Annotated in this window: 18 protein-coding genes; 11 read left to right on the top strand and 7 right to left on the bottom strand. The window is 49.1% G+C overall.

Annotated elements, in window-relative coordinates:
- The first annotated feature begins 780 nt into the window (after positions 1-780).
- Genes rapA through ACFQ1C_RS11655 form a run of 4 tightly spaced genes read left to right on the top strand, consistent with a single transcriptional unit; the run spans position 781 to position 6,088 of the window.
- Positions 781-3,654 (top strand): RNA polymerase-associated protein RapA, encoded by a 2,874-nt coding sequence (gene rapA / locus ACFQ1C_RS11640; protein WP_379558788.1) that lies wholly within the window; start codon positions 781-783, stop codon positions 3,652-3,654.
- A gap of 11 nt (positions 3,655-3,665) precedes the next feature.
- On the top strand, positions 3,666-4,331 hold the full coding sequence (locus ACFQ1C_RS11645; RefSeq protein ID WP_379558789.1) for a pseudouridine synthase: 666 nt from the start codon (positions 3,666-3,668) through the stop codon (positions 4,329-4,331).
- Positions 4,332-4,353: 22 nt separating this feature from the next.
- Positions 4,354-5,199 carry a DUF3530 family protein gene (locus ACFQ1C_RS11650; protein WP_379558790.1) on the top strand — a complete coding sequence of 282 codons (846 nt, stop codon included), beginning with the start codon at positions 4,354-4,356 and terminating at the stop codon, positions 5,197-5,199.
- Entirely contained in the window at positions 5,135-6,088 is a 954-nt protein-coding gene (locus ACFQ1C_RS11655; protein ID WP_379558839.1) for a D-2-hydroxyacid dehydrogenase, read from the top strand. The genes ACFQ1C_RS11650 and ACFQ1C_RS11655 overlap by 65 nt, the downstream gene beginning before the upstream one ends.
- Before the next feature lie 91 nt (positions 6,089-6,179).
- On the opposite strand, the gene djlA is transcribed toward ACFQ1C_RS11655, so the two are convergent.
- On the bottom strand, positions 6,180-6,998 hold the full coding sequence (gene djlA / locus ACFQ1C_RS11660; RefSeq protein WP_379558791.1) for a co-chaperone DjlA: 819 nt from the start codon (positions 6,996-6,998) through the stop codon (positions 6,180-6,182).
- Positions 6,999-7,247: 249 nt separating this feature from the next.
- Here djlA and lptD point away from each other — a divergent pair, with 249 nt between their 5' ends.
- The 6 genes from lptD to ACFQ1C_RS11690 are packed head-to-tail and all read left to right on the top strand — an operon-like array spanning position 7,248 to position 13,965.
- Positions 7,248-9,617: an LPS assembly protein LptD gene (gene lptD / locus ACFQ1C_RS11665; protein WP_379558792.1), complete on the top strand. Its 2,370-nt coding sequence runs from the start codon at positions 7,248-7,250 to the stop codon at positions 9,615-9,617.
- 24 nt (positions 9,618-9,641) lie between these two features.
- The gene (surA, locus tag ACFQ1C_RS11670) at positions 9,642-10,958 is read left to right on the top strand and encodes a peptidylprolyl isomerase SurA (protein ID WP_379558793.1); all 1,317 of its coding nucleotides are present in this window, start codon (positions 9,642-9,644) and stop codon (positions 10,956-10,958) included.
- Positions 10,955-11,944 (top strand): 4-hydroxythreonine-4-phosphate dehydrogenase PdxA, encoded by a 990-nt coding sequence (gene pdxA / locus ACFQ1C_RS11675; protein ID WP_379558794.1) that lies wholly within the window; start codon positions 10,955-10,957, stop codon positions 11,942-11,944. The genes surA and pdxA overlap by 4 nt, the downstream gene beginning before the upstream one ends.
- Positions 11,937-12,743, top strand: a complete 807-nt coding sequence (gene rsmA, locus ACFQ1C_RS11680) for a 16S rRNA (adenine(1518)-N(6)/adenine(1519)-N(6))-dimethyltransferase RsmA (RefSeq protein WP_379558795.1) — start codon at positions 11,937-11,939, stop codon at positions 12,741-12,743. Before pdxA ends, rsmA begins: the two co-directional genes overlap by 8 nt.
- A gap of 2 nt (positions 12,744-12,745) precedes the next feature.
- Positions 12,746-13,120 (top strand): Co2+/Mg2+ efflux protein ApaG, encoded by a 375-nt coding sequence (apaG, locus tag ACFQ1C_RS11685; RefSeq protein ID WP_379558796.1) that lies wholly within the window; start codon positions 12,746-12,748, stop codon positions 13,118-13,120.
- The gene (locus ACFQ1C_RS11690; RefSeq protein WP_379558797.1) at positions 13,120-13,965 is read left to right on the top strand and encodes a symmetrical bis(5'-nucleosyl)-tetraphosphatase; all 846 of its coding nucleotides are present in this window, start codon (positions 13,120-13,122) and stop codon (positions 13,963-13,965) included. Before apaG ends, ACFQ1C_RS11690 begins: the two co-directional genes overlap by 1 nt.
- A 119-nt stretch (positions 13,966-14,084) precedes the next feature.
- On the opposite strand, the gene folA is transcribed toward ACFQ1C_RS11690, so the two are convergent.
- The 4 genes from folA to rplU all read right to left on the bottom strand — a co-directional run bounded on the left by folA (position 14,085) and on the right by rplU (position 16,459).
- Positions 14,085-14,576 (bottom strand): type 3 dihydrofolate reductase, encoded by a 492-nt coding sequence (gene folA, locus ACFQ1C_RS11695; RefSeq protein ID WP_379558798.1) that lies wholly within the window; start codon positions 14,574-14,576, stop codon positions 14,085-14,087.
- Positions 14,577-14,579: 3 nt separating this feature from the next.
- Positions 14,580-15,755: an Obg family GTPase CgtA gene (gene cgtA / locus ACFQ1C_RS11700; protein ID WP_379558799.1), complete on the bottom strand. Its 1,176-nt coding sequence runs from the start codon at positions 15,753-15,755 to the stop codon at positions 14,580-14,582.
- Between the two features lie 119 nt (positions 15,756-15,874).
- On the bottom strand, positions 15,875-16,132 hold the full coding sequence (gene rpmA / locus ACFQ1C_RS11705; RefSeq protein WP_379558800.1) for a 50S ribosomal protein L27: 258 nt from the start codon (positions 16,130-16,132) through the stop codon (positions 15,875-15,877).
- A 15-nt stretch (positions 16,133-16,147) separates the two neighbouring features.
- Positions 16,148-16,459, bottom strand: a complete 312-nt coding sequence (rplU, locus tag ACFQ1C_RS11710; protein ID WP_379558801.1) for a 50S ribosomal protein L21 — start codon at positions 16,457-16,459, stop codon at positions 16,148-16,150.
- 235 nt (positions 16,460-16,694) lie between these two features.
- On the opposite strand from rplU, the gene ispB reads away from it, so the two are divergent.
- The gene (ispB, locus tag ACFQ1C_RS11715) at positions 16,695-17,669 is read left to right on the top strand and encodes an octaprenyl diphosphate synthase (RefSeq protein WP_379558802.1); all 975 of its coding nucleotides are present in this window, start codon (positions 16,695-16,697) and stop codon (positions 17,667-17,669) included.
- A gap of 361 nt (positions 17,670-18,030) precedes the next feature.
- On the opposite strand, the gene ACFQ1C_RS11720 is transcribed toward ispB, so the two are convergent.
- Both ACFQ1C_RS11720 and hflC read right to left on the bottom strand, forming a co-directional pair.
- Complete coding sequence (locus ACFQ1C_RS11720) at positions 18,031-19,347, bottom strand: adenylosuccinate synthase (protein ID WP_379558803.1); 1,317 nt, start codon at positions 19,345-19,347, stop codon at positions 18,031-18,033.
- Positions 19,348-19,553: 206 nt separating this feature from the next.
- Complete coding sequence (gene hflC, locus ACFQ1C_RS11725; RefSeq protein WP_379558804.1) at positions 19,554-20,444, bottom strand: protease modulator HflC; 891 nt, start codon at positions 20,442-20,444, stop codon at positions 19,554-19,556.
- Between the last annotated feature and the right edge of the window lies 1 nt (position 20,445).

The raw sequence follows: 20,445 nt of genomic DNA on the forward strand, positions 1-20,445 counted from the left end.
GGATGCGTATTCTACGCACTCCGTAGTATTCGTCAAGTGTTTGTTTCGAACTTAATTTCCGTTCTTGCAAACCCTTGTGACCGTGAGCGACTTGCCCCGTGTCAGTGGATGCGCATTATAGGGAAGCCTCGTTTTAGCGCAAGGGCTTTTTAGCGATAAATAACACTTTAACGACTGACTGCTCAAACACCCAGCGTTAGCACAGGTTACACACAGAGTTACCCACAAAAGGACCATGAAGAGTTAAATGTAAAGGGCGGGGTGGAGACATAAACCGGTAAAGACTAAAGTGTTAAGGGTGAATAGGATGAGATAAACCCACGCCTAGCATCAGCCACCGAGCTCAACCAAAGACGGTGTTTGCTGTGATATAGGTGCTTGGTCTGCTGCTATTACATTGGCCAATGATTCTCGCAGCTCAAAGCAGCAACTACTATAAGTAGCGTCTAGCTATACATGAAAGCCGTGGCTGTCTTTAAACTTGGTGTGAGACGCTGCACTTCAGCCATCATCCTGAGATCGGTCAGGCTCTCACTTTAGCCTTTAATACATATAGTGCTAGCTACTGGGGCAAGCTTGGCAAAGAGTAGGGATTTAAAAGCCCCCCAGCTCCGCAAAATATCGCAGCCGTCGCAGCGACTACAAAATACAGGCCTGCCTTTGGCTTGTCCTCTTCACGATAGATTGGCGCTGTTATTCGGTTTTCACGGGTGCGTCCGTTGGTTGCTTGCGGTAAGATAACGCCCCTTTTTTACTCCCCTCTTCAGCTTGGAGATTTGAATGCCTTTTTCCCTCGGCCAACGTTGGATCAGTGATACAGAAACCGATTTGGGACTAGGCGCCATCGTGGCTATCGATGTGCGTATGGTGACCATGCTATTTCCGGCCTGCGGTGAAAACCGTATGTATGCCAAAGGTGACGCCCCTATTACTCGCGTTATGTTCAACCCGGGTGATGTGATCAGCAGCCATGAAGACTGGGAGTTGGAAGTCGTATCCGTTAGTGAAGATGATGGTCTGTTAACCTACCATGGCACTCGCGTAGATAATGGTGAGGATGCCAGCCTGAGGGAAACCTTCCTTAACCACTTTATTAAGCTGAACAAACCGCAAGAGCGACTGTTTGCCGGTCAGATAGATAAGATTGGCCGTTATAATTTGCGTTATCAGGCGCTAATGCATCAGTTTAATCGCCGTCGCTCTCCATTACGGGGCATGGCAAGCGGTAAGGTAAGTTTGATCCCCCATCAGCTACACATTGCCAAAGAAGTGGGTAGCCGTTATGCGCCCCGCGTATTGTTGGCCGATGAGGTGGGTTTAGGTAAGACCATTGAAGCGGGCATGATCATTCAACAGCAGTGGCTGTCGGGTCGTGCCAGCCGTATTGTTATTTTGGTGCCTGATGCATTAATACATCAGTGGCTAATTGAAATGATGCGTCGCTTTAATCTGCATTTTTCCATTTTTGATGAAGAGCGGTGCGTAGAAGCTTTTGCCGATGCCGCCAATCCGTTTGATACCGAACAACTGGTGCTGTGTAGTCTCGACTTTATTACCAAGAAGCGTAAGCGCTTTGAACAGTTGCATGAGAGCGACTGGGACTTATTAGTGGTCGATGAAGCCCACCATCTGATTTGGGATGCCGAAAAACCGAGCCGCGCGTATCAAGTAATAGAAGCGCTAGCCGAAGACACCGCAGGGGTGCTGCTACTAACTGCAACGCCAGATCAGCAAGGCCACGAGAGCCACTTTGCTCGCCTGCGCTTGCTCGACCCCGAGCGTTTCTACGATTACGAGGCTTTTTTAGCGGAAGAAGAAGAATATCAGCCCTTGGCTGCTGCCGCCGAAGCACTGCTGTCTGATGAGCCTATAGATGAAACGGCAATGGCACGTTTGACGCCATTTATGGACGGTATGGATGAAAGCGCGTTAAGCGAGCCTGCCGCGCGTCAGCAATTATTAGCACAGCTATTAGACAGACACGGCACCGGCCGTTTGCTGTTCCGTAATACTCGTCATGCCATCAAAGGCTTCCCGTCTCGGGTATTACATCTACATCCGCTACCTTTACCTAGCCAATATAAGACCGCTATTAAAGTGGCCGCTATGATGGGCAGCCGCCAAGATGTGGCTGCCCAAGCCTTACAGGCCTTGTATCCGGAAGAAATTTATCGCCAGTTTGAAGGCGAGGACAGCTCTTGGACCCAGTTTGATAGCCGCGTTGAGTGGTTACTGGAATACACCAAGGCCAGACGTAACGACAAGGTATTGGTCATTACTGCCAAAGCTGGTGTGGCGTTGGCATTAGAAGAAGCGCTGCGTACTAAAGAAGGGATTCGTGGCACCGTATTCCACGAAGGCATGTCATTGCTGGAGCGAGATAAAGCCGCCGCGTATTTTGCCCAGCAAGAAGGCGGTGCTCAGGTGATGATCTGTTCTGAGATTGGCTCGGAAGGTCGTAATTTCCAGTTTGCGCATCAACTGGTGCTGTTCGATTTACCGCTCAACCCCGATTTGCTGGAGCAGCGTATCGGTCGTTTAGACCGTATTGGCCAGTTACATGATATTGATATTCATGTGCCCTACCTTGAAGGCACCGCGCAGGCAGCACTAACTCAGTGGTATTATCAGGGCATGGATGCGTTTAGCAAACCCAACGCCGTGGGCCATCCAGTATATCAGCAGGTATCTGAGCCATTATTAGCTTTGTTGGCCGATCACGGACAAGACGAAGCGGCACTTGCACAGCTCATAGTAGAAACGCGCACCCTCACTACCGAACTAAACAGCCAAATGGAGTTGGGTCGCGATCGCCTGCTGGAGCTTAACTCCAGTGGTGTAATTCTTAAGCGTGACTTGGCTGGTGAACTTAGCGAAGTAGATGATGATCCGACGCTGGCGATTTTTGCCATTAAGATGTTTGATGAAATTGGGGTTAACCAAGACGACCGCGGTGAAAATGCTATTGTGCTGCGCCCCACTGAACACATGCTGATCCCCAGCTTCCCAGGCCTACCAGAAGATGGTGCCAGCATTACCTTCGACCGTGATACCGCGCTAAGCCGAGATGACTTGCAACTGTTAACTTGGGATCACCCGATGATCCGCGGTGGTATCGACTTGGTATTGGGATCTGAGATTGGCAGTACTTCGGTGGCGATTCTTAAAAACAAAGCCTTACCCGTAGGTACTCAGTTTTTAGAACTGATTTTTGTGGCCGAGTCTGCACAAAACGCCCAGCTGTATCGCTTCTTGCCGCCGGCGCCGATTCGCTTATTGCTGGACAAAAATGGCAATGACCTGGCCGAAAAGGTAACGTTTGAGTCATTCGACCGTCAGCTAAGCCCAGTAAATCGTCATTTAGCCAGCAAGCTGGTGAGCGCCTCGCAGGCCGTTATTCATCATTTATTACAGCAAGCAGCTCCAGTGGCCGAGCAGCAAATGCACACCTTGGTTGAACAAGCCCGAGCGCAAATGCACGAGTCGATTGGCCAAGAGTTAGCACGCTTACAGCAGTTGGCCAAGGTCAACCCTAACGTGCGTGAAAGCGAAATTACTCATGTGCAAGAGCTGCAAGACGAGTTGAATGGTTTGTTGAATAATACGCGCTTAAAACTGGACGCGATTCGCTATATCGTAGTCAGCCACCAATAAGGACAAGAGCCATGGCGTTATTGCCTTACGATCCACCAATGGATCCCCAGTTTGACGTCTTGTATCAGGATGACAGCATTATAGTGCTGAACAAACCCAGCGGCTTGCTCAGTGTACCGGGCCGTGACCCTGTGCATTTCGACAGTTTGTCGCTTAGGGTGGCGCGGGTTTACCCTACTACTCAAGTAGTGCATAGATTGGACATGGCCACCTCGGGTGTCATAGTGATGGCGTTGCACCGCAAGGCACACAGCGAATTGAGTCGACAATTTCGCGAGCGTGAAACGGTAAAATGCTATTATGCTTGGGTGTATGGCAACCCAAAACAAAGTGCGGGCAGCATTGATTTGCCGCTGTGTTGTGACTGGCCCAATCGGCCACGGCACATGGTCGATCATGAAAATGGTAAAGCGGCGTTAACCCATTGGCGTTGCATTCGTCGCTTAGAAGACCGTTGCCTGATCAAGTTGATCCCGATTACGGGCCGCTCTCATCAATTGCGAGTGCATATGAAAAGCTTAGGCCACGTTATTTTGGGCGATAATCTGTATGCAGAAGGCGAGGCGCTTACCATGGCTCCTCACTTACAGCTGCATGCAGCCGAGCTCGAGTTTCGCCATCCTAAAAATAAAGAATGGCTGAAATTTACCGCCCCTGCCCCATTTGATATTACCTAGTGTGCGACAGATGAGCCTGCAGGTGCGCAAGCTTCTTAACTGCAAAAAAATAGCAGGGTGGGCCTTATTTGCCACCCTGCTATTATCAGCCCCCAGTCAGGCGCAACTTAGCTGGGCGAGCATTGAGCAATACAATGTCGATGCTCGCTTGTTGCACTATCAGTCTCACGGCTCACCGGGGGGCACTTTGCTTATCTGGCCCGAGCTTGGGCAAACCCATCTCTGGCTGCCCATCGCCAATGCGTGGCAACAACGGGGCTGGCAAGTGTTATTGCTACAACCCGATGAGCGCCAACAACAGTTCGATCCCGCCAGCGAGCAACCTCCCCCGCAACAAAGCCAATGGCTTAAGCAGTTGAGTACGCAGCTAGCGGGTCTGTTACCCGATAATTCACTACCTAAACAAGATAAAGAAAAAGAGCCGTCTCCGCTGGTAGTGATCACTCAGGGAAGCGCGGCATTGTGGTATCAGCAGTTAGTTGATGGTGATGAGACTGCACGCCCCCAAGCATTAATCTTATTTGATGCCTTACCTAGTCAGTTTAGCGAACAACAAATGCTGGCCATTAGCTTAGCTCGCAGCCCCTATCCTATCCTCGACATTTATAGCCGGCCCGACAGCCCTTTGGCTTGGCATAATCAGCAACGTCGCCAACAGCAGCTTAGCCGACGAGAAAAAACCGGTTATGCCGTGCAGCGCTTTAATGGCGCCATAGTATTGAATAAGCAAATAGCGGGCTGGCTAGTTCGGCTTGGCTGGTTACCCCTTCCCCCTAGTGCCCCCCATTATTTAAAGGAGCAACATCGTGAATTTGGTATTTCTCGACCAAGAAACCCTACCCCCTCAGGCGCACCTGCGTCGCCCTGAGTTTGCGCACCATTGGCAAAGTTATGACGATACTCTGCCTGAGCAAGTACAAGCTCGCTTGGCCGAGGCAGATATTGTACTGGTTAATAAAGTCACCCTTACCGCACAAATGCTCACGACCTTGCCACGGCTCAAACTGATTGCGCTAGCTGCGACCGGGAGTGATAACGTGGATCTTGAAGCTTGTCGCCAAGCGGGCATCGCGGTGTGTAATGTGCGCAATTACAGCAAAAGTTCGGTGCCTGAGCATGCGTTGTCGTTAATGATGGCGCTGAATCGCAGCCTGCATGCCTATCGCAATTCCATAACAGAAGGACGCTGGCAGCAAAGTGGGCAGTTTTGCTATTTTGACTATCCAGTACGAGACTTGGCAGGACAAACGCTGGGCTTAATTGGCTACGGCACTATTGCTAAAGATCTAGAAAAGATGGCACAAGCGCTGGGAATGAAGGTCATAGTGGCGGCGCGCAAAGGCCAAGCTCCCACAGAGGGCCGAGTAAGATTTGAGTATCTGTTAGAAAATGCCGATGTGATTAGCCTGCATTGCCCGCTTAATGATGACACCCATCATTTAATTGCCGAGCCTGAATTTAAGCTGATGAAGGACGATGCTTTGCTTATTAACGTCGGTCGCGGCGGTTTGGTAGATGAAGCCGCTTTGTTATTGGCGCTAGAGCACCAACAAATTGGCGGCGCCGGTTTTGACGTGGTAACGGCTGAGCCGCCGGCTGCGGATAATCCATTAATGCACGCATTGGCTTACCCAAATTTTATATTAACACCCCACGTTGCCTGGGCCAGTCGCGCTTCTATGCAGCGCTTAGCCGATCAGTTAATTGATAACATAGAAGCTTTTGTAGCTGGCAAAGAACAGAATAGATTGGTTTAAACACAGCTAACAGCGGTAAGCCGTCAGCTATCAGAAAACACACCTGTTATCTTTAACTGACGGCTGACAGCTAATCGCTTAAAGCTGTCAGTTATTTTATTTGGCGCGCACTTTTAATAGTTTCCCAAGCTTGTTGGATGTCTTGAGCTTTTTCTTTGGCCATGTCCATCATCTCTTTCGGTAAACCCTGTGATACCAGCTTATCGGGATGGTGTTTTGACATCTGTCGACGATAAGCCCGTTTTACTTCACTGTCATCCGCATCGGCCTCCACTTCTAGAATGCGATAAGCATCGCGCAATCGGTCTGCGGGAGGTTGCGGTTGTCGGCCACCACCAGCATGACTAGAGCCATGGTGAAAGCCTTGATGAGAGCCATGTAATTGCGCCTCGGCAAACGCCAGTAACCGTGCGAGTTCAGTTTCGGAAAAACCCAACTCTCGAGCGATAGTGAGTAATAAGCGGTGTTCTGCCGGATGCAACTCACCGTCGGCAAACGCTAGCTGCAGCTGCACTTCCATAAAAAAGCGTAACAGATTGCGACTATCTTTGACCCGTGCGCGAAAGCGACGCAAAGTTTCCTGCAGGGGAAAGTCGACATTTTTACCCTCACGAAAGGCATTTTGTGCCTGCACTCGCCGCTCGCCTTGCAAGCGCATTTGATTCATTAGCTGCTCAGCGAGGCGAATTTCTTCACTAGACACCTGGCCGCTCGACTTAGCCATGTGCCCCATAGTGGCAAACGTGGTGTACAGAAATTCAGATTGTGCGCTTTTATTAAACACCCAAGCATTGGCCAATTTTTTATCAATCATATGGCCTAACCACAAGCCCAGTAGTGCGCCGGGTAGGTTGCCAATTAAAAAGCCAAACACACAGCCAATCAACTTACCCTTAATGTGTGCCAACATGAGTTATACCTCGATCACATTTATTAAAATATGGGGATAACTGGCAAGATCAGGGCATACCGGTTGCAAAAACCGATAGAAAGGAGCGAAGCGCATGAGCGGAGTCCTAAATGAAAAATGACGTTAAAGCAGGGTCATAGTGCTGACCGCAAGAATGCTTTATCATAGCCCGATACAATAAAGTAATGACACCCAAAGCTCAACTAGCCATAGAAGGCGGTGTCGCCACCAGGATGCGAGCGTCAACCCATGAGAATACGGATTATAGGCTTACCTCTGTTGCTGCTTTCGGGCCTGTCTCAGGCTCAAACTCAAACACAAGATGCAGCGGATGCAGCAACAGCCGCTGCCTTCAACTTTGGCCGCTGTTTTAGCCATGTTCCGCTACGCGTAGAGTCAACATCTGCCAATAGTAACAATGTGCCTATTACCGTTACCGCAGAAACGTTAGATGCCACTCGCGATGGCAAAATTTTATATCGTGGCGACGTGCTGGTTGAGCAAGGTCAACGCAAATTTAACGCCGACTACGTAGAGCTAGAGCAGATTAGCCGCGATGTACTTGCACAAGGCAATATTCATTATACCGATGGCACTATTAGCGTAGACAGTGAACAGCGTCTTACCGGCAACCTGACCACCAAAGATACTCAACTTGAAGATGCGCAATATCAATTTCATGGTGATCCGGGCCGAGGCCAAGCCAAACAGGTTCTGTTAAGCGAGAATACTAATCAAATTGATTTAAAAGGGGCAAGCTATACTACCTGCCCACCCAATGCAGAGGCATGGCAGCTAAAAGCCAGCACGGTTCAGGTTGAGCAGGATGAGCCCTTTGGCGAGGCATGGAATGCCGTCCTCTGGCTAGGTGACGTGCCCGTCTTCTACTTCCCCTATCTCAGGTTTCCGGTCAAAGATGAACGCCTCAGCGGCTTTTTATATCCCAGCTTTACGCTTGGTGGTAATAATGGCACCGATATCAGCGTGCCCTATTATTGGAATATCGCCCCCAATTACGATGCCACCTTCACGCCTCGCTACATGGAACAGCGTGGCACCATGGCGCAGCTCGAGTTTCGCTATCTGCCGGTGGCAGGTCAGAGCGGCACTTTATATGGGGAATATCTATCCAACGACAATAAACTCCTCAACACCGAGTGGGAAGACGATCCCCGCTGGCTATTAAATTGGAGTCATACAGCTCGCTTTGATGCCGAAGGCCACTGGCGCGCCAGTGCTGACTATACCAAAGTCGCAGGTTGGGATAATGGCTACTTAGATGACTTCTCGCCCCCTGTAGGCCAAATCGTTGATGATCAATTAATGCAGTCATTTCTTGGCGGCTACTATGATAAACATTGGCAATTAACTACCGAAATTCGTGATTATCAAATCTTAAAGACAGGTTTGGATACCATGCCATTCCAGTTAGCGCCCAGCGTGGCATTAACCAGTTATAAAGGGTTTGGTAGTTTTGACTTAGGTTTAGAGACTGAAATAACTCAGTTTAAAAACGACGCTGATGGTGTGTATGAAGCCACCCGTGTTCATATTGAACCCAAACTGGTGTATTCGGTGGTGAATCAGCCTGGAGCCCAATTAACTGCAGATGTAGGTGCCTACTACACCCATTACGAGCAGGATATTCCCGATACCCTATCAAGCTACTACCAAAACACCCAAGGCTTTACTGCCGATAGCCTTGATAGCAGCGTGGATCGATTATTGCCGCGTTTTAGGCTTAACGGCACCTTGGTATTCGACCGAGAAACCCAATGGTTTGCTCAAGACTTTACCCAGACCTTAGAGCCCCAGCTACAATACTTGTATGTGCCATTCAAGGATCAGAACAATATTGGCTTGTATGACACCACGGATATGCGCCAAGACTACTACAGCCTGTTTAGCGATCGCCGCTTTGCCGGCCTAGACCGGATCAGTGATGCCAATCAAATCACCGCCGGCTTTACCAGCCGTATTTATGACGCCGACAGTGTTGAACGCCTGCGCTTGGCTCTAGCGCAATCCTATAACTTCACATCTCCCAAAGTACAGTTATTTCCTAAGGAAACAACCAGTGATGCCAAGCGCTCTTTTTTAACCTTTGAGGGTGATCTCAATATAGACGGTGACTGGTTTGTGCATACCGAGGCGCAGCAAGACACCCGTAACCATCGTTTTGCCGCCGGTAATATTACCCTTGAATACAACAATCAGGGCCGTCTGGCACAATTGGGCTTTCGTCATCTGAATCAGACCTACTTCCCCGATGCCAATCTCCGAGGAGATGACCTCAATCAACTAGGGGGAACTTTTTCTTGGCCGCTGAACCCGCAGTGGCGTCTAATTGGCGGCCATTATCGGGATATTGAACTCAATCGCAATATAGACACTCTGATAGGCCTGCGTTACGACTCTTGCTGCTGGGCAGTCAGCCTAGTATGGGAACAATCGCAAAAAGAAGAAACACAGACTAACCCGGGTGAAGTACAGCAGGAAACACTGATCGGGCTACGATTCGAACTTAAAGGGCTGAGCTCATTTGGTACCGGCGACGATGATTTTTCACCGGGTACCAGCTTGCTGCCTTATTATCGCCCCTTTAATTTAAATAACTAATTATCATTGCGCACAGGATTTGTCATGAATAAAAAATGTAAAAAACTGTTGATTGCCGCCGGTTTTGGGCTACTTTCAACTACTAGCCAAGCAGTTGAATTATTAGATAAAGTGGTGGCCGTAGTCGATAAAGACGTGGTGCTAGAAAGCCAACTGAGCGGTTTGGTCGGTCAGGTGAAAAATAGCGCAAACGCAGCGGGACAATTGCTACCCGATGAGCAAGCACTGCGCAAGCAGGCTTTGGATCGCTTGATCCTCGAAAGCTTACAGCTACAGATGGCCGAGCGTTTAGGGCTACGTATTACCGATACGCAACTAGAGCAAGCAATCGCCAATATGGCGCGCAGCGAAGGCAAAACGCCTGAACAACTGCGTGCTGGAATTAAGTCTCAGGGTATTACTTATAGCCAATTTAGAGACCAGATACGTAACGAGATTTTACTCAGTGAATTGGCCCGCAATCAGGTACGCCGCCGCATTAATATTTCTGATCAGGAAGTAAAGCAGGTGGTGCAGATGATCAAGGATCAGGGGCAAAATCAACAGCGCTACCAAGTGGGCAATATTTTGTTAGCGCTGCCAGCCAACCCCAGCACCGAGCAGCTGCGCCAAGCCAGTAGCAAAGCAGAGACGTTAATTAAACAACTCAAGCAAGGCAAAGACTTTCGCCAGCTCGCCATTGCCAACAGCGCCGGGCCAAAAGCACTAGAAGGCGGGGACTGGGGCATGATGGGTATTAATGAAATGCCCTCATTATTCAGCGAAGCGGTGAAGAATAACCGTAAAAGTGATATTATTGGCCCTATCCGTTCCGGTGCTGGTTTGCATATCTTGACAATTTTTGATGTGCAAGGAGCGACGGCCCAAACCGTGCAAGCGGTAGAAGTGCGCGCTCGCCATATTTTACTTAAACCCTCCATCATCATGAGTGAAGACAAAGCTCAATCGATGCTAGCCGAGTTTGCTCGCTCAATTGGTGCAGGTACGGCCAACATGGCACAACTAGCAGAACAATATTCTGAAGATCCAGGCTCTGCTATTAACGGCGGTGACCTAGGTTGGTCGGCACCGGAAATGTATGTAAGCAGCTTTCGTGACACCGTCACTCAGCTTAAGGTCGGCGAGCTTAGCGAGCCGTTCCGCTCAGAACACGGGTGGCACTTGGTTAAGTTAGAAGATAAACGAGTCACTGACGCCACCGAGCAAGCTGCTGAGCAACGTGCCTACAAGCTAATTTTTAATCGTCGCTTTACTGAAGAAGTGCAAACTTGGCTGGACGAGCTAAAGGATGAGGCTTATATCCGTATTGTCGACACCAATTTATCAAACGGTGACCTGTGATTTGTAAACGTATCGCGATAACACCAGGCGAGCCGGCCGGCATTGGCCCCGAGCTCATGCTGGCCTTGGCCGAACAAGATTGGCCAGTAGAGCTGGTAGTCATTGCTGACCCCGAGCTTATTCAGGAGCGAGCAAAGGCTCTTGGTAAAACCTTTACTCTGTTGCCCTATCGGGCCGACAAGGTGCCTCAACCTCAACGGGCAGGCACCCTTACCATTGAGCCGGTCAAACTGGCCAAACCGGCGATTCCGGGTGTATTAGATGAAGCCAATGGCATGTATGTGCTTGAAACCTTAAAACGCGCTTCAGATGGCAACATGAGTGGTGAATTTGCCGCCGTGGTCACGGGACCAGTGCACAAGGGCATTATCAATAAAGCAGGCGTATCCTTTAGCGGCCATACTGAATTTTTTGCTCAGCAAGCTAATGTGCCTGATGTAGTGATGCTGCTGGCCGCGCCTGGGCTGCGTGTGGCGCAAGTTACCACGCATATTCCGCTGGCCTATGTTGCGAAGGCGATTACCGAAGATCGGCTAAGTAAGATCATCCGTATTTTGCATGCCGAGCTACAGAGCAAGTTTGCCCTGCCTAACCCACGAATTTATGTGTGTGGATTAAACCCGCACGCCGGTGAAGACGGTCATCTAGGCCGTGAAGAGCTGGATATTATCATTCCAACGCTCGAGATACTGAGAGCCGAAGGCATGGACTTAGTGGGTCCATTGTCGTCTGATACGGTGTTTCAGAAAAAATACATGGACGATGCCGACGCGTTCTTGGCCATGTATCACGACCAAGGACTACCAGTACTGAAATATATTGGTTTCGGCCAAGCGGTTAACATTACGCTGGGCTTACCGTTTATTCGCACCTCTGTGGATCACGGTACCGCGTTAGAGTTAGCCGGAACCGACCAAATCGATGCGGGCAGTATGCTGTGCGCACTTAATCAAGCCATTGAAATGATAAGAAAACGCGATGAATAGTAAAGTTCACCAAGGGCATAAAGCCCGTAAACGCTTCGGCCAGAATTTTTTGCACGACGAGTATGTGATTGATCAAATAGTTGACGCTATACATCCGACTGATGATTTCACCATGGTTGAAATTGGCCCGGGTCTTGGTGCTCTTACTGGCCCTGTATGTGAGCGTATTAACCGCTTAAACGTAGTGGAGTTAGACCGAGATTTAGCAGCACGCTTGGCCACTCATCCCATTTTGAAAGATAAGTTAAATATTCATCAAGCAGATGCGATGAAGTTTGATTTTACCCAGCTACAAGAGCCGGGTAAGAAAATGAAAATTTTTGGTAACTTGCCATATAATATTTCTACTCAGCTAATGTTTCATCTATTTGAGTTTGCTGCGTGTGTTGAAGACATGCACTTTATGCTGCAAAAAGAAGTGGTTAACCGCTTGGCAGCAGGCCCTGGTAGCAAAACCTATGGTCGTCTAAGCGTGATGGCACAATACTATTGCCAAGTAGTACCGGTGCTAGAAGTGGGCCCAGAAGCCTTTAAACCTGCGCCTAAAGTCGACTCTGCAGTGGTTAAGTTACTGCCTTATGAAACGCCACCGCATCCAGTAGAAGACATACGTTGCTTATCTCGTGTTACCGCCGATGCCTTTGGTAAGCGCCGCAAAACCATTCGTAACAGCTTAAGTCATTTATTCAGCGCAGAGCAGCTCACCGCTCTTGGGCTGGATCCCACGGCTCGGCCAGAACAGCTTGCACTAGTGCAATATGTTGTATTGGCTAACGCTTTGGCTCAACGTAAGGAATAATTATGACTCCCGGTGCCATCCACATTACAACACAGCCGCATTATTTAGCCGAGCGCTCCACGCCCGATGAGCAAAATTATGTGTTTGCCTACACTATTACCATTGCTAACCGTGGTAGTGAGCCCGTTACCTTAGTCAGCCGGCGTTGGATAATTACCGATGCCAACGGCAAAAAAGTAGAGGTAGAAGGCAGTGGTGTGGTGGGTGAGCAACCAAAGATTGCACCGGGAGCCCAGTTTACTTATACCAGCGGTGTTAGTTTGGCAACTGAGGTGGGAGTAATGGAAGGCAGTTACACCATGAGCCAAGAAAACGGCGATGAGTTTCAGGCACCCATTGCCCCTTTTCGGCTCTCCCTGCCCAACCTGATTAACTGATGGCTAATTATGTTATCGGCGACCTGCAAGGCTGCCTTGCCGAACTAAATATTCTGTTAGCAGAAGTTGCATTTAATCCCTCACGGGATCATCTGTGGTTAACCGGTGATCTTGTTGCGCGTGGCCCAGACTCATTAGGCTGTTTACGCCGCGTTATCGCGCTGGGTAATGCCGCCACTACCGTACTGGGTAATCATGATTTACATCTACTGGCGGTAGCTAATGGTATTGGCAAGCCTAAGATCGCGGATAAAATCAGCCCTATCTTACACGCAGCCGACAGCCGCGATTTGCTCTATTGGCTACGCCAGCAGCCGCTTTTGGTTGAGCATGCGTTAGCGGGAAATAGCGGCGAAGCGTCGGATGCTCAGGGGTTTGTGATGACTCATGCGGGTATTGCGCCCCAGTGGAATATCGAGCAAGCACGAACTGGTGCTCGTAGTGCCGAAGCACAATTGCGCTCAAGCAACTATAAAGAACGATTGGCACAGATGTATGGCAATGAGCCTGACTATTGGCAGCATGACTTGTCTGAACTTGAGCAATTACGCTTTACCATTAACTCTTTTACTCGCATGCGCTTATGTCATAAAGATGGCCGCTTGGACTTTGCCCATAAAGCCACGGTAAGCGAGGCGCCCGATCATTTAGTCCCTTGGTTCACCTTGCGTGAAGATCACCAAGATCCGCCACTGATCTTCGGTCATTGGGCCGCATTAGAAGGTCAATGTGATGTAGCACATATTCATGCGCTGGATACTGGCTGTGTGTGGGGTGGCTGCATGAGCATGTTGTGTTGGGAAACAGGCGAGCGAATCAGCACGCCCTGCCCTGTGTATGCGTAAAGAAAGCTGGAAGCCTTAAGCTAGAAGCGATCAGTTAAAGACAAGCACCGGCGGTAAATAGGCAGTAAAAACAAAGCCGGAAGAAAACACCATTCGGTTTTTTCTTCCAGCTTTCAACTTCAAGCTTCAAGCTTTTTTTCATAAACCTGAAATCGACAGTCATATTGATTACGGTCATCGGCAATGCGCACTTGCTCGGACGTTAATTGCCAGTCTGCTGTGTGAAACGGAAAGATGGTATCTCCGTCTATCTCGGCTTCTATCTGAGTAAGATATAACCGCCGTGCTAGAGGCATAACAGCCTGATATAGCTGGCCGCCGCCCATCACCATCACTTCTGCTTCATCTTGCAACAAAGCAAATGCCTCTGCGGGCGATGTCACCAGCTCAGTGCCAGCTGGCGCTTGCGTTAAGCTGCGACTCACAATTACATTGCGGCGCCCTGGTAAGGGTTTACCGATAGAGTTGAAGGTGTTACGCCCCATGACTATCGGTTTACCCAGCGTAGTTTGCTTAAAATACGCCAAGTCTGCGGGCAAGTGCCAGGGCATGCCATTGTCTTTACCGATGACGCCATTACGCGTCATCGCAACAATCATCGACACTAACATGACCTATTCTCGAGTATAGACAACGTGGCCGTCATCTTCTTCTTCGTCCCAGTCATCGTCGTCTTCATCTTCTTCTTCAGGTACCACACTCTCATTAATCGTAGCTTCGTGATACTCGTCCCACTTGAAGTTAACGGGCTCGCGCGCATCTTCCAGTTCTTTCTGCGTACGAGGATTTTCTTCTAGGAAGCTCATCAAAGCTTCAGTCAAATCTTTAGTACCGTCTTTGCTAATAGCGTTGATACGGAATACCGGACCTTCCCAGTCTAGATGCTTGATCACACGTTCAATAATCGCTTGCGCTTCGTCTTCTAATACCAAGTCGAGCTTGTTGAAGATCAACCAGCGGGGCTTGTTGGCTACTGTATCGCTGTATTTCATCAACTCATTAATAATAATGTCGGCGTTATCGGCAGGATCCGTTTCATCGACCGGTAAGATATCAACCATGTGCAACAACACACGACAGCGCTCAAGGTGCTTCAAAAAACGAATACCCAAGCCGGCACCGTCTGCTGCACCTTCAATCAAACCAGGAATATCAGCCACTACAAAGCTTTGATGGCCACTACAACGCACTACGCCTAAGTTAGGCACGAGCGTGGTAAACGGATAATCGGCGACTTTAGGTTTGGCCGCAGATACTGCGCGAATAAAAGTCGATTTACCGGCATTAGGTAAACCCAACATACCCACGTCAGCTAACAATAATAACTCGAGTAATATTTCCCGAACTTCACCAGGGGTACCATTGGTTTTCTGGCGAGGGGCGCGGTTAACTGAGCTTTTAAAGCGCGCGTTACCTAGCCCATGAAAGCCACCTTTAGCGACGAGCAGCTTTTGACCATGACGCGTTAAATCACCTAAAATTTCGCCGGTCATTTCGTCTCTAGCGCGAGATCCAACCGGTACCTTTAGCACTAAATCTTGGCCGCGCTTACCGGTACAGTGACTACTGCGGCCGTTTTCGCCTCGCTCGGCACGGTGAAAACGCTCAAAATGATAGTCGATTAGGGTGTTAAGGTTGTCATCGGCCACCATGTATAAATCGCCGCCATCGCCGCCATCACCGCCGTCAGGGCCACCATTAGGGATATATTTTTCACGACGAAAACTCACACAACCGTTACCGCCATCACCGGCTTCTACCTGGATTTGTGCTTCATCAACAAATTTCATTGTATTGCTCTCCCACTCGCTTCCTGATCCCAGTGTATCTGGTTCGAATGCTGAATGTGCTTTTTATAAAACAAAAAGCCCCGCCTGTAGGCGGGGCTTTTTTTAGTCCAGCTTGAAGCTTACTCAGCTTCAATGCTTACGAACTTACGGTTCTTAGGACCTTTAACCTCAAACTTCACCTTGCCTGTAGCTTTGGCGAATAGAGTATGATCTTTACCTAAGCCTACGTTGTCGCCGGCATGGAACTTAGTTCCACGTTGACGAACGATGATGTTGCCCGCCAGGACACTTTCACCGCCGTAGCGCTTAACACCAAGACGTTTGCTTTCTGAATCGCGACCGTTACGAGTAGAGCCGCCTGCCTTTTTTGTTGCCATGGAACTTTACTCCCCTTAAGCGCTGATAGCAGTGATTTTCACTTCTGTGAACCACTGACGATGACCCTGCTGTTTGCGAGAGTGCTTACGACGACGGAACTTAACGATCTTGACTTTTTTGCCACGACCGTGAGCCACAACTTCAGCTGTAACTTTGCTGCCGTCGATGTAGGGAACACCCACTTTAACATCTTCACCTTGTGCAACCATAAGTACTTTGTCGAATTCGACAGAAGCACCAGTTTCAACGTCCAACTTCTCTAGACGAAGTACTAGACCTTCGGTTACACGGTGCTGTTTTCCGCCGCTTTGGATTACCGCGTACATGATTTAACTCCAACTTATTGGCACTGTTACCCACTTAGGGGCGTGCACTAAAACTGTTCTACAATGGTCGCGTATTGTACGCAGATTGCGCGGGTGAGACAAGAGTGAACATATAAAAAAATGTGTCTTATCTTTGATAGTACTAAAGCGGGGTTGGGTGGCTTTAACCCTTTAGTAAATAGTGTAAAATCGAGGCATCAATGGTTTTTTGACTGCGTCGTTTGGCTATAACTTTATGGTAGATATTAATAAAATAAAACAATTAACCGAGCAAGACATGCAATCGGTGAACAATTTAATTATGTCACGACTGCAATCAGACGTGGCCTTAATCAACCAGCTTGGTTTTTATATTGTGGGGGCCGGCGGCAAACGTATGCGCCCGCAGCTCACCGTGCTGGCTGCCCGTGCGCTGGGTTATGGGGGCGAAGCCCACATTACGTTGGCCGCCATTATCGAGTTTATTCACACTGCGACTCTGCTGCACGACGATGTGGTGGACGAGTCAGACTTGCGCCGTGGCCGAGACACCGCTAATGCGCTGTTTGGCAATGCGGCCAGCGTATTAGTCGGGGACTTTTTATATACCCGTGCTTTTCAAATGATGACTGAGCTGGATAACATGAGAATTATGAATATTCTCAGTGATGCCACCAATATTATTGCCGAAGGTGAGGTGCTGCAGTTAATGAACTGCAACGATCCCGACACCACCGAAGACAGTTATATGCAGGTTATTTACTGTAAAACCGCCAAACTGTTTGAAGCGGCCACTCGCCTTGCTGCCGTGCTTACTCATCAAGCAGCCGAGGTTGAGCAGGCCATGTTGGATTACGGTAAATATTTAGGCACGGCCTTTCAGCTAGTCGACGACATCATGGATTACAGTTCTGATGCAGGCGACATGGGCAAAAATGTCGGCGACGACTTGGCCGAAGGTAAGCCTACTCTACCTTTATTGCGCGCCATGGCGGTAGGTAATGAGGCTCAGCGCGAACGTATTCGCGATGCTATCGCCAATCGTACCGGCATGGAACACCTCGCAGAGATCATGGGGATCCTCACCGATACTCAAGCGCTCGAGTACAGCCAGCAAAAAGCCGAGCAGGAAGCGCAAAAGGCCATCGACAGCTTGAGCATCTTGCCCGACTCCGATCACAAGCAAGCACTGATCGATCTAGCACACATGGCGGTTGATCGCAGCAGCTGATGCGGCTTCACCCGAGAGGAGTGAGGGGTAAGACGTAAGGAACCAAAGATAAGAACAGATACCTATATCTGAAGGTTCGGTTTTTCACCTCACATCTCATACCAATCACATTAAGTATTTGATCAAGTGTTGGGTCGGAACGTCAGAGGTAACACAGCCGCTTCCCATGACACGCTACGAGTACATCCATGTAAGCTCGGACATGTCATGCAGCGTACCGGTGGAGTAGATTATTTTTCGACCTTTACATGAAATAAAATCAGACCATTTGTTTAGTGTAATTGGTATCACCCTTCACTCCTTACGTTAAAAAAAACGCCAGCTCAATGAGCTGGCGTTTTTGTTCGCGCAAGTGTGATAATTAGGCATCAAAAGGATGACGCAAAATCATGGTCTCGTCGCGATCTGGGCCGGTAGAAATAATATCAATTGGCACACCAGTTAGCTCTTCAATGCGCTTGATGTAGTCTTGAGCGGCTTTTGGTAAGCCCTCTAACGTCACTACACCAAAGGTATTGTCGCTCCAGCCAGGCATAGTCTCATACACGGGTTTAACTGTGTCGTAGTCTTCTGCTGCCATTGGCGGCACGTCTTTAACTGAACCGTCTGGCATTTGATAACCAACACAAATCTTGATTTCTTTAAGACCGTCCAGTACGTCCAGCTTGGTTAAGCAAAAACCTGAAATGGAGTTCACTTGAATCGCGCGCTTGATAGCAACCAAGTCTAACCAACCGGTACGACGTAAACGACCGGTAGTAGCGCCAAATTCATGGCCCACAGTACCGAGGTGTTTACCGTCTGCATCTAGCTTATCTTGACCGTCGTAAAGTTCGGTAGGAAACGGACCAGAACCCACGCGCGTGGTATAGGCTTTGATGATGCCCAGCACGTATTCGAGGTAGCAGGGGCCAAAACCAGAACCGGTAGCAACGCCGCCTGCTGTAGTGTTAGATGAGGTCACAAAAGGATAGGTGCCGTGATCAATATCTAGCAAGGTACCTTGTGCGCCTTCGAACATGATTTTTTCACCGTTTTTACGGGCAATATCCAGCACGTCGGTTACATCAATCACCATGTTGGTCAGTAATTCGGCGTAGCCTTTAGCTTCTTCGAGCACTGCTTCGTAAGATACGGCTTCAACACCATAAAAACCGGTTAACTGGAAGTTGTAATACTCTACAATTTCTTTCAGTTTAACGGCAAAGGTGTCCATGTTAGCAAGGTCGCCCACGCGCAAACCGCGACGAGCTACTTTGTCTTCATAGGCAGGGCCAATACCACGACCAGTGGTACCAATAGCATTAGCACCACGTGCAATTTCACGTGCTTGGTCCATGGCTACATGGTATTGCAGGATCAGCGGGCAAGCTTCACTGAGTACCAAACGCTCGCGCACTGGCACACCCCTGGCTTCCAGACCCGCCATTTCCTTAAGTAAGGCTTCGGGCGACAGCACCACACCATTTGCAATAATGCAGATGCAGTTGTCACGCAAAATACCTGATGGAATTAGGTGGAGAACGGTTTTCTCACCGTCGATAACAAGAGTATGACCCGCGTTATGGCCGCCTTGATAGCGAACAACATAACGGGCTCTGTCAGTCAGAAGGTCTACAACCTTCCCCTTGCCTTCATCACCCCATTGGGTGCCGAGTACAACAACGTTTTGTCCCATTTTTCCTTTCACTAACTGTTAAGTTATTAAAAACCGAGTCTATCAAATTTTGACCAAAGTCGGAATAAAGTAATGCCAATAAAAAACGAGACCCGCTGTAAGCGATAAGCTATCAGCCTTCAGTTACAGACGAACAGCGCCTTTTACCCAGATTGCTGCAGCCATAAAAAAGCCCGGCGAACCGGGCTTGAGGTGCTTATTGAGTATTACTGAGCTTTCCCTGATGGATCTTTAAGGAAGCGGAAGAAATCGCCATCCGGCTTCAAGACCATCAAATCACCACCGTGCTCGAAGCTTTTTCGATAGGCTTCAAGGCTACGGATAAAGCTAAAAAACGCAGGATCAGCTGAGTAAGCGTCAGAGTAAATACTGGCTGCTGATGCATCACCTTCACCACGCAAAGTACGAGAGTTACGCTGGGCTTCAGCAATCATCACGGTTACCCGACGATCCGCGCCCGCTTTAATAATTTCAGCTTGCTCTCGGCCTTCTGAGCGGTGCTCACGTGCCACGGCGTTTCGCTCGGCGCGCATCCGTTGGTAAATAGAATTAGACACCTCGGTTGGCAGGTTGATCTGCTTGATCCGAACATCTATTACTTTAATACCTAACTCAGAAGACGACTCTAACAGGCCGCGCAAGGCGCTTTCCATCACGTCGCCGCGCTCGCCAGAGACGATATCGCGAATAGTGCGACTACCAATTTCTGAACGCAGGCTGTTGTTGATACGACGACGCAGCAGGTTTTCTGCTTGCAGACGATTACCACCACCGGTAGCCAAGTAATAGTTGGCAAAGTTGTCGATACGCCATTTTACATAGGAGTCGATAATTAAGTCTTTCTTCTCCGAGGTAACAAAGCGATCCACTTGATCGTCTAGTGTTTGTAAACGTGCATCAAGTTTACGCACTTGGTCGATCATCGGTACTTTAAAGTGCAAACCAGGCCCATAAAGGGTTGGCAGCTCAGTACCTTGCTCACGTTTTACCTTGCCAAACTGCAGCACTATGCCCCGTTCGCCTTCTACTACCACGAACACCGAGGCATAAAAAACGATAGCCACCAGGGCAAGAATAACAATTAAAGCTCTTTTCATG

Source organism: Oceanisphaera ostreae (genome assembly GCF_042676125.1).
GTDB classification, from domain to species: Bacteria; Pseudomonadota; Gammaproteobacteria; order Enterobacterales; family Aeromonadaceae; genus Oceanimonas; species Oceanimonas ostreae.

Coding starts and splice junctions, on each gene's coding strand:
- ACFQ1C_RS11645 (WP_379558789.1), top strand. CDS start 3,666: ATGGCGTTATTGCCTTACGATCCACCAATGGATCCCCAGTTTGACGTC.
- rplU (WP_379558801.1), bottom strand. CDS start 16,459: ATGTACGCGGTAATCCAAAGCGGCGGAAAACAGCACCGTGTAACCGAA.
- rapA (WP_379558788.1), top strand. CDS start 781: ATGCCTTTTTCCCTCGGCCAACGTTGGATCAGTGATACAGAAACCGAT.
- apaG (WP_379558796.1), top strand. CDS start 12,746: ATGACTCCCGGTGCCATCCACATTACAACACAGCCGCATTATTTAGCC.
- cgtA (WP_379558799.1), bottom strand. CDS start 15,755: ATGAAATTTGTTGATGAAGCACAAATCCAGGTAGAAGCCGGTGATGGC.
- ispB (WP_379558802.1), top strand. CDS start 16,695: ATGGTAGATATTAATAAAATAAAACAATTAACCGAGCAAGACATGCAA.
- surA (WP_379558793.1), top strand. CDS start 9,642: ATGAATAAAAAATGTAAAAAACTGTTGATTGCCGCCGGTTTTGGGCTA.
- djlA (WP_379558791.1), bottom strand. CDS start 6,998: ATGTTGGCACACATTAAGGGTAAGTTGATTGGCTGTGTGTTTGGCTTT.
- hflC (WP_379558804.1), bottom strand. CDS start 20,444: ATGAAAAGAGCTTTAATTGTTATTCTTGCCCTGGTGGCTATCGTTTTT.
- rpmA (WP_379558800.1), bottom strand. CDS start 16,132: ATGGCAACAAAAAAGGCAGGCGGCTCTACTCGTAACGGTCGCGATTCA.
- folA (WP_379558798.1), bottom strand. CDS start 14,576: ATGTTAGTGTCGATGATTGTTGCGATGACGCGTAATGGCGTCATCGGT.
- rsmA (WP_379558795.1), top strand. CDS start 11,937: ATGAATAGTAAAGTTCACCAAGGGCATAAAGCCCGTAAACGCTTCGGC.
- lptD (WP_379558792.1), top strand. CDS start 7,248: ATGAGAATACGGATTATAGGCTTACCTCTGTTGCTGCTTTCGGGCCTG.
- ACFQ1C_RS11720 (WP_379558803.1), bottom strand. CDS start 19,347: ATGGGACAAAACGTTGTTGTACTCGGCACCCAATGGGGTGATGAAGGC.
- ACFQ1C_RS11690 (WP_379558797.1), top strand. CDS start 13,120: ATGGCTAATTATGTTATCGGCGACCTGCAAGGCTGCCTTGCCGAACTA.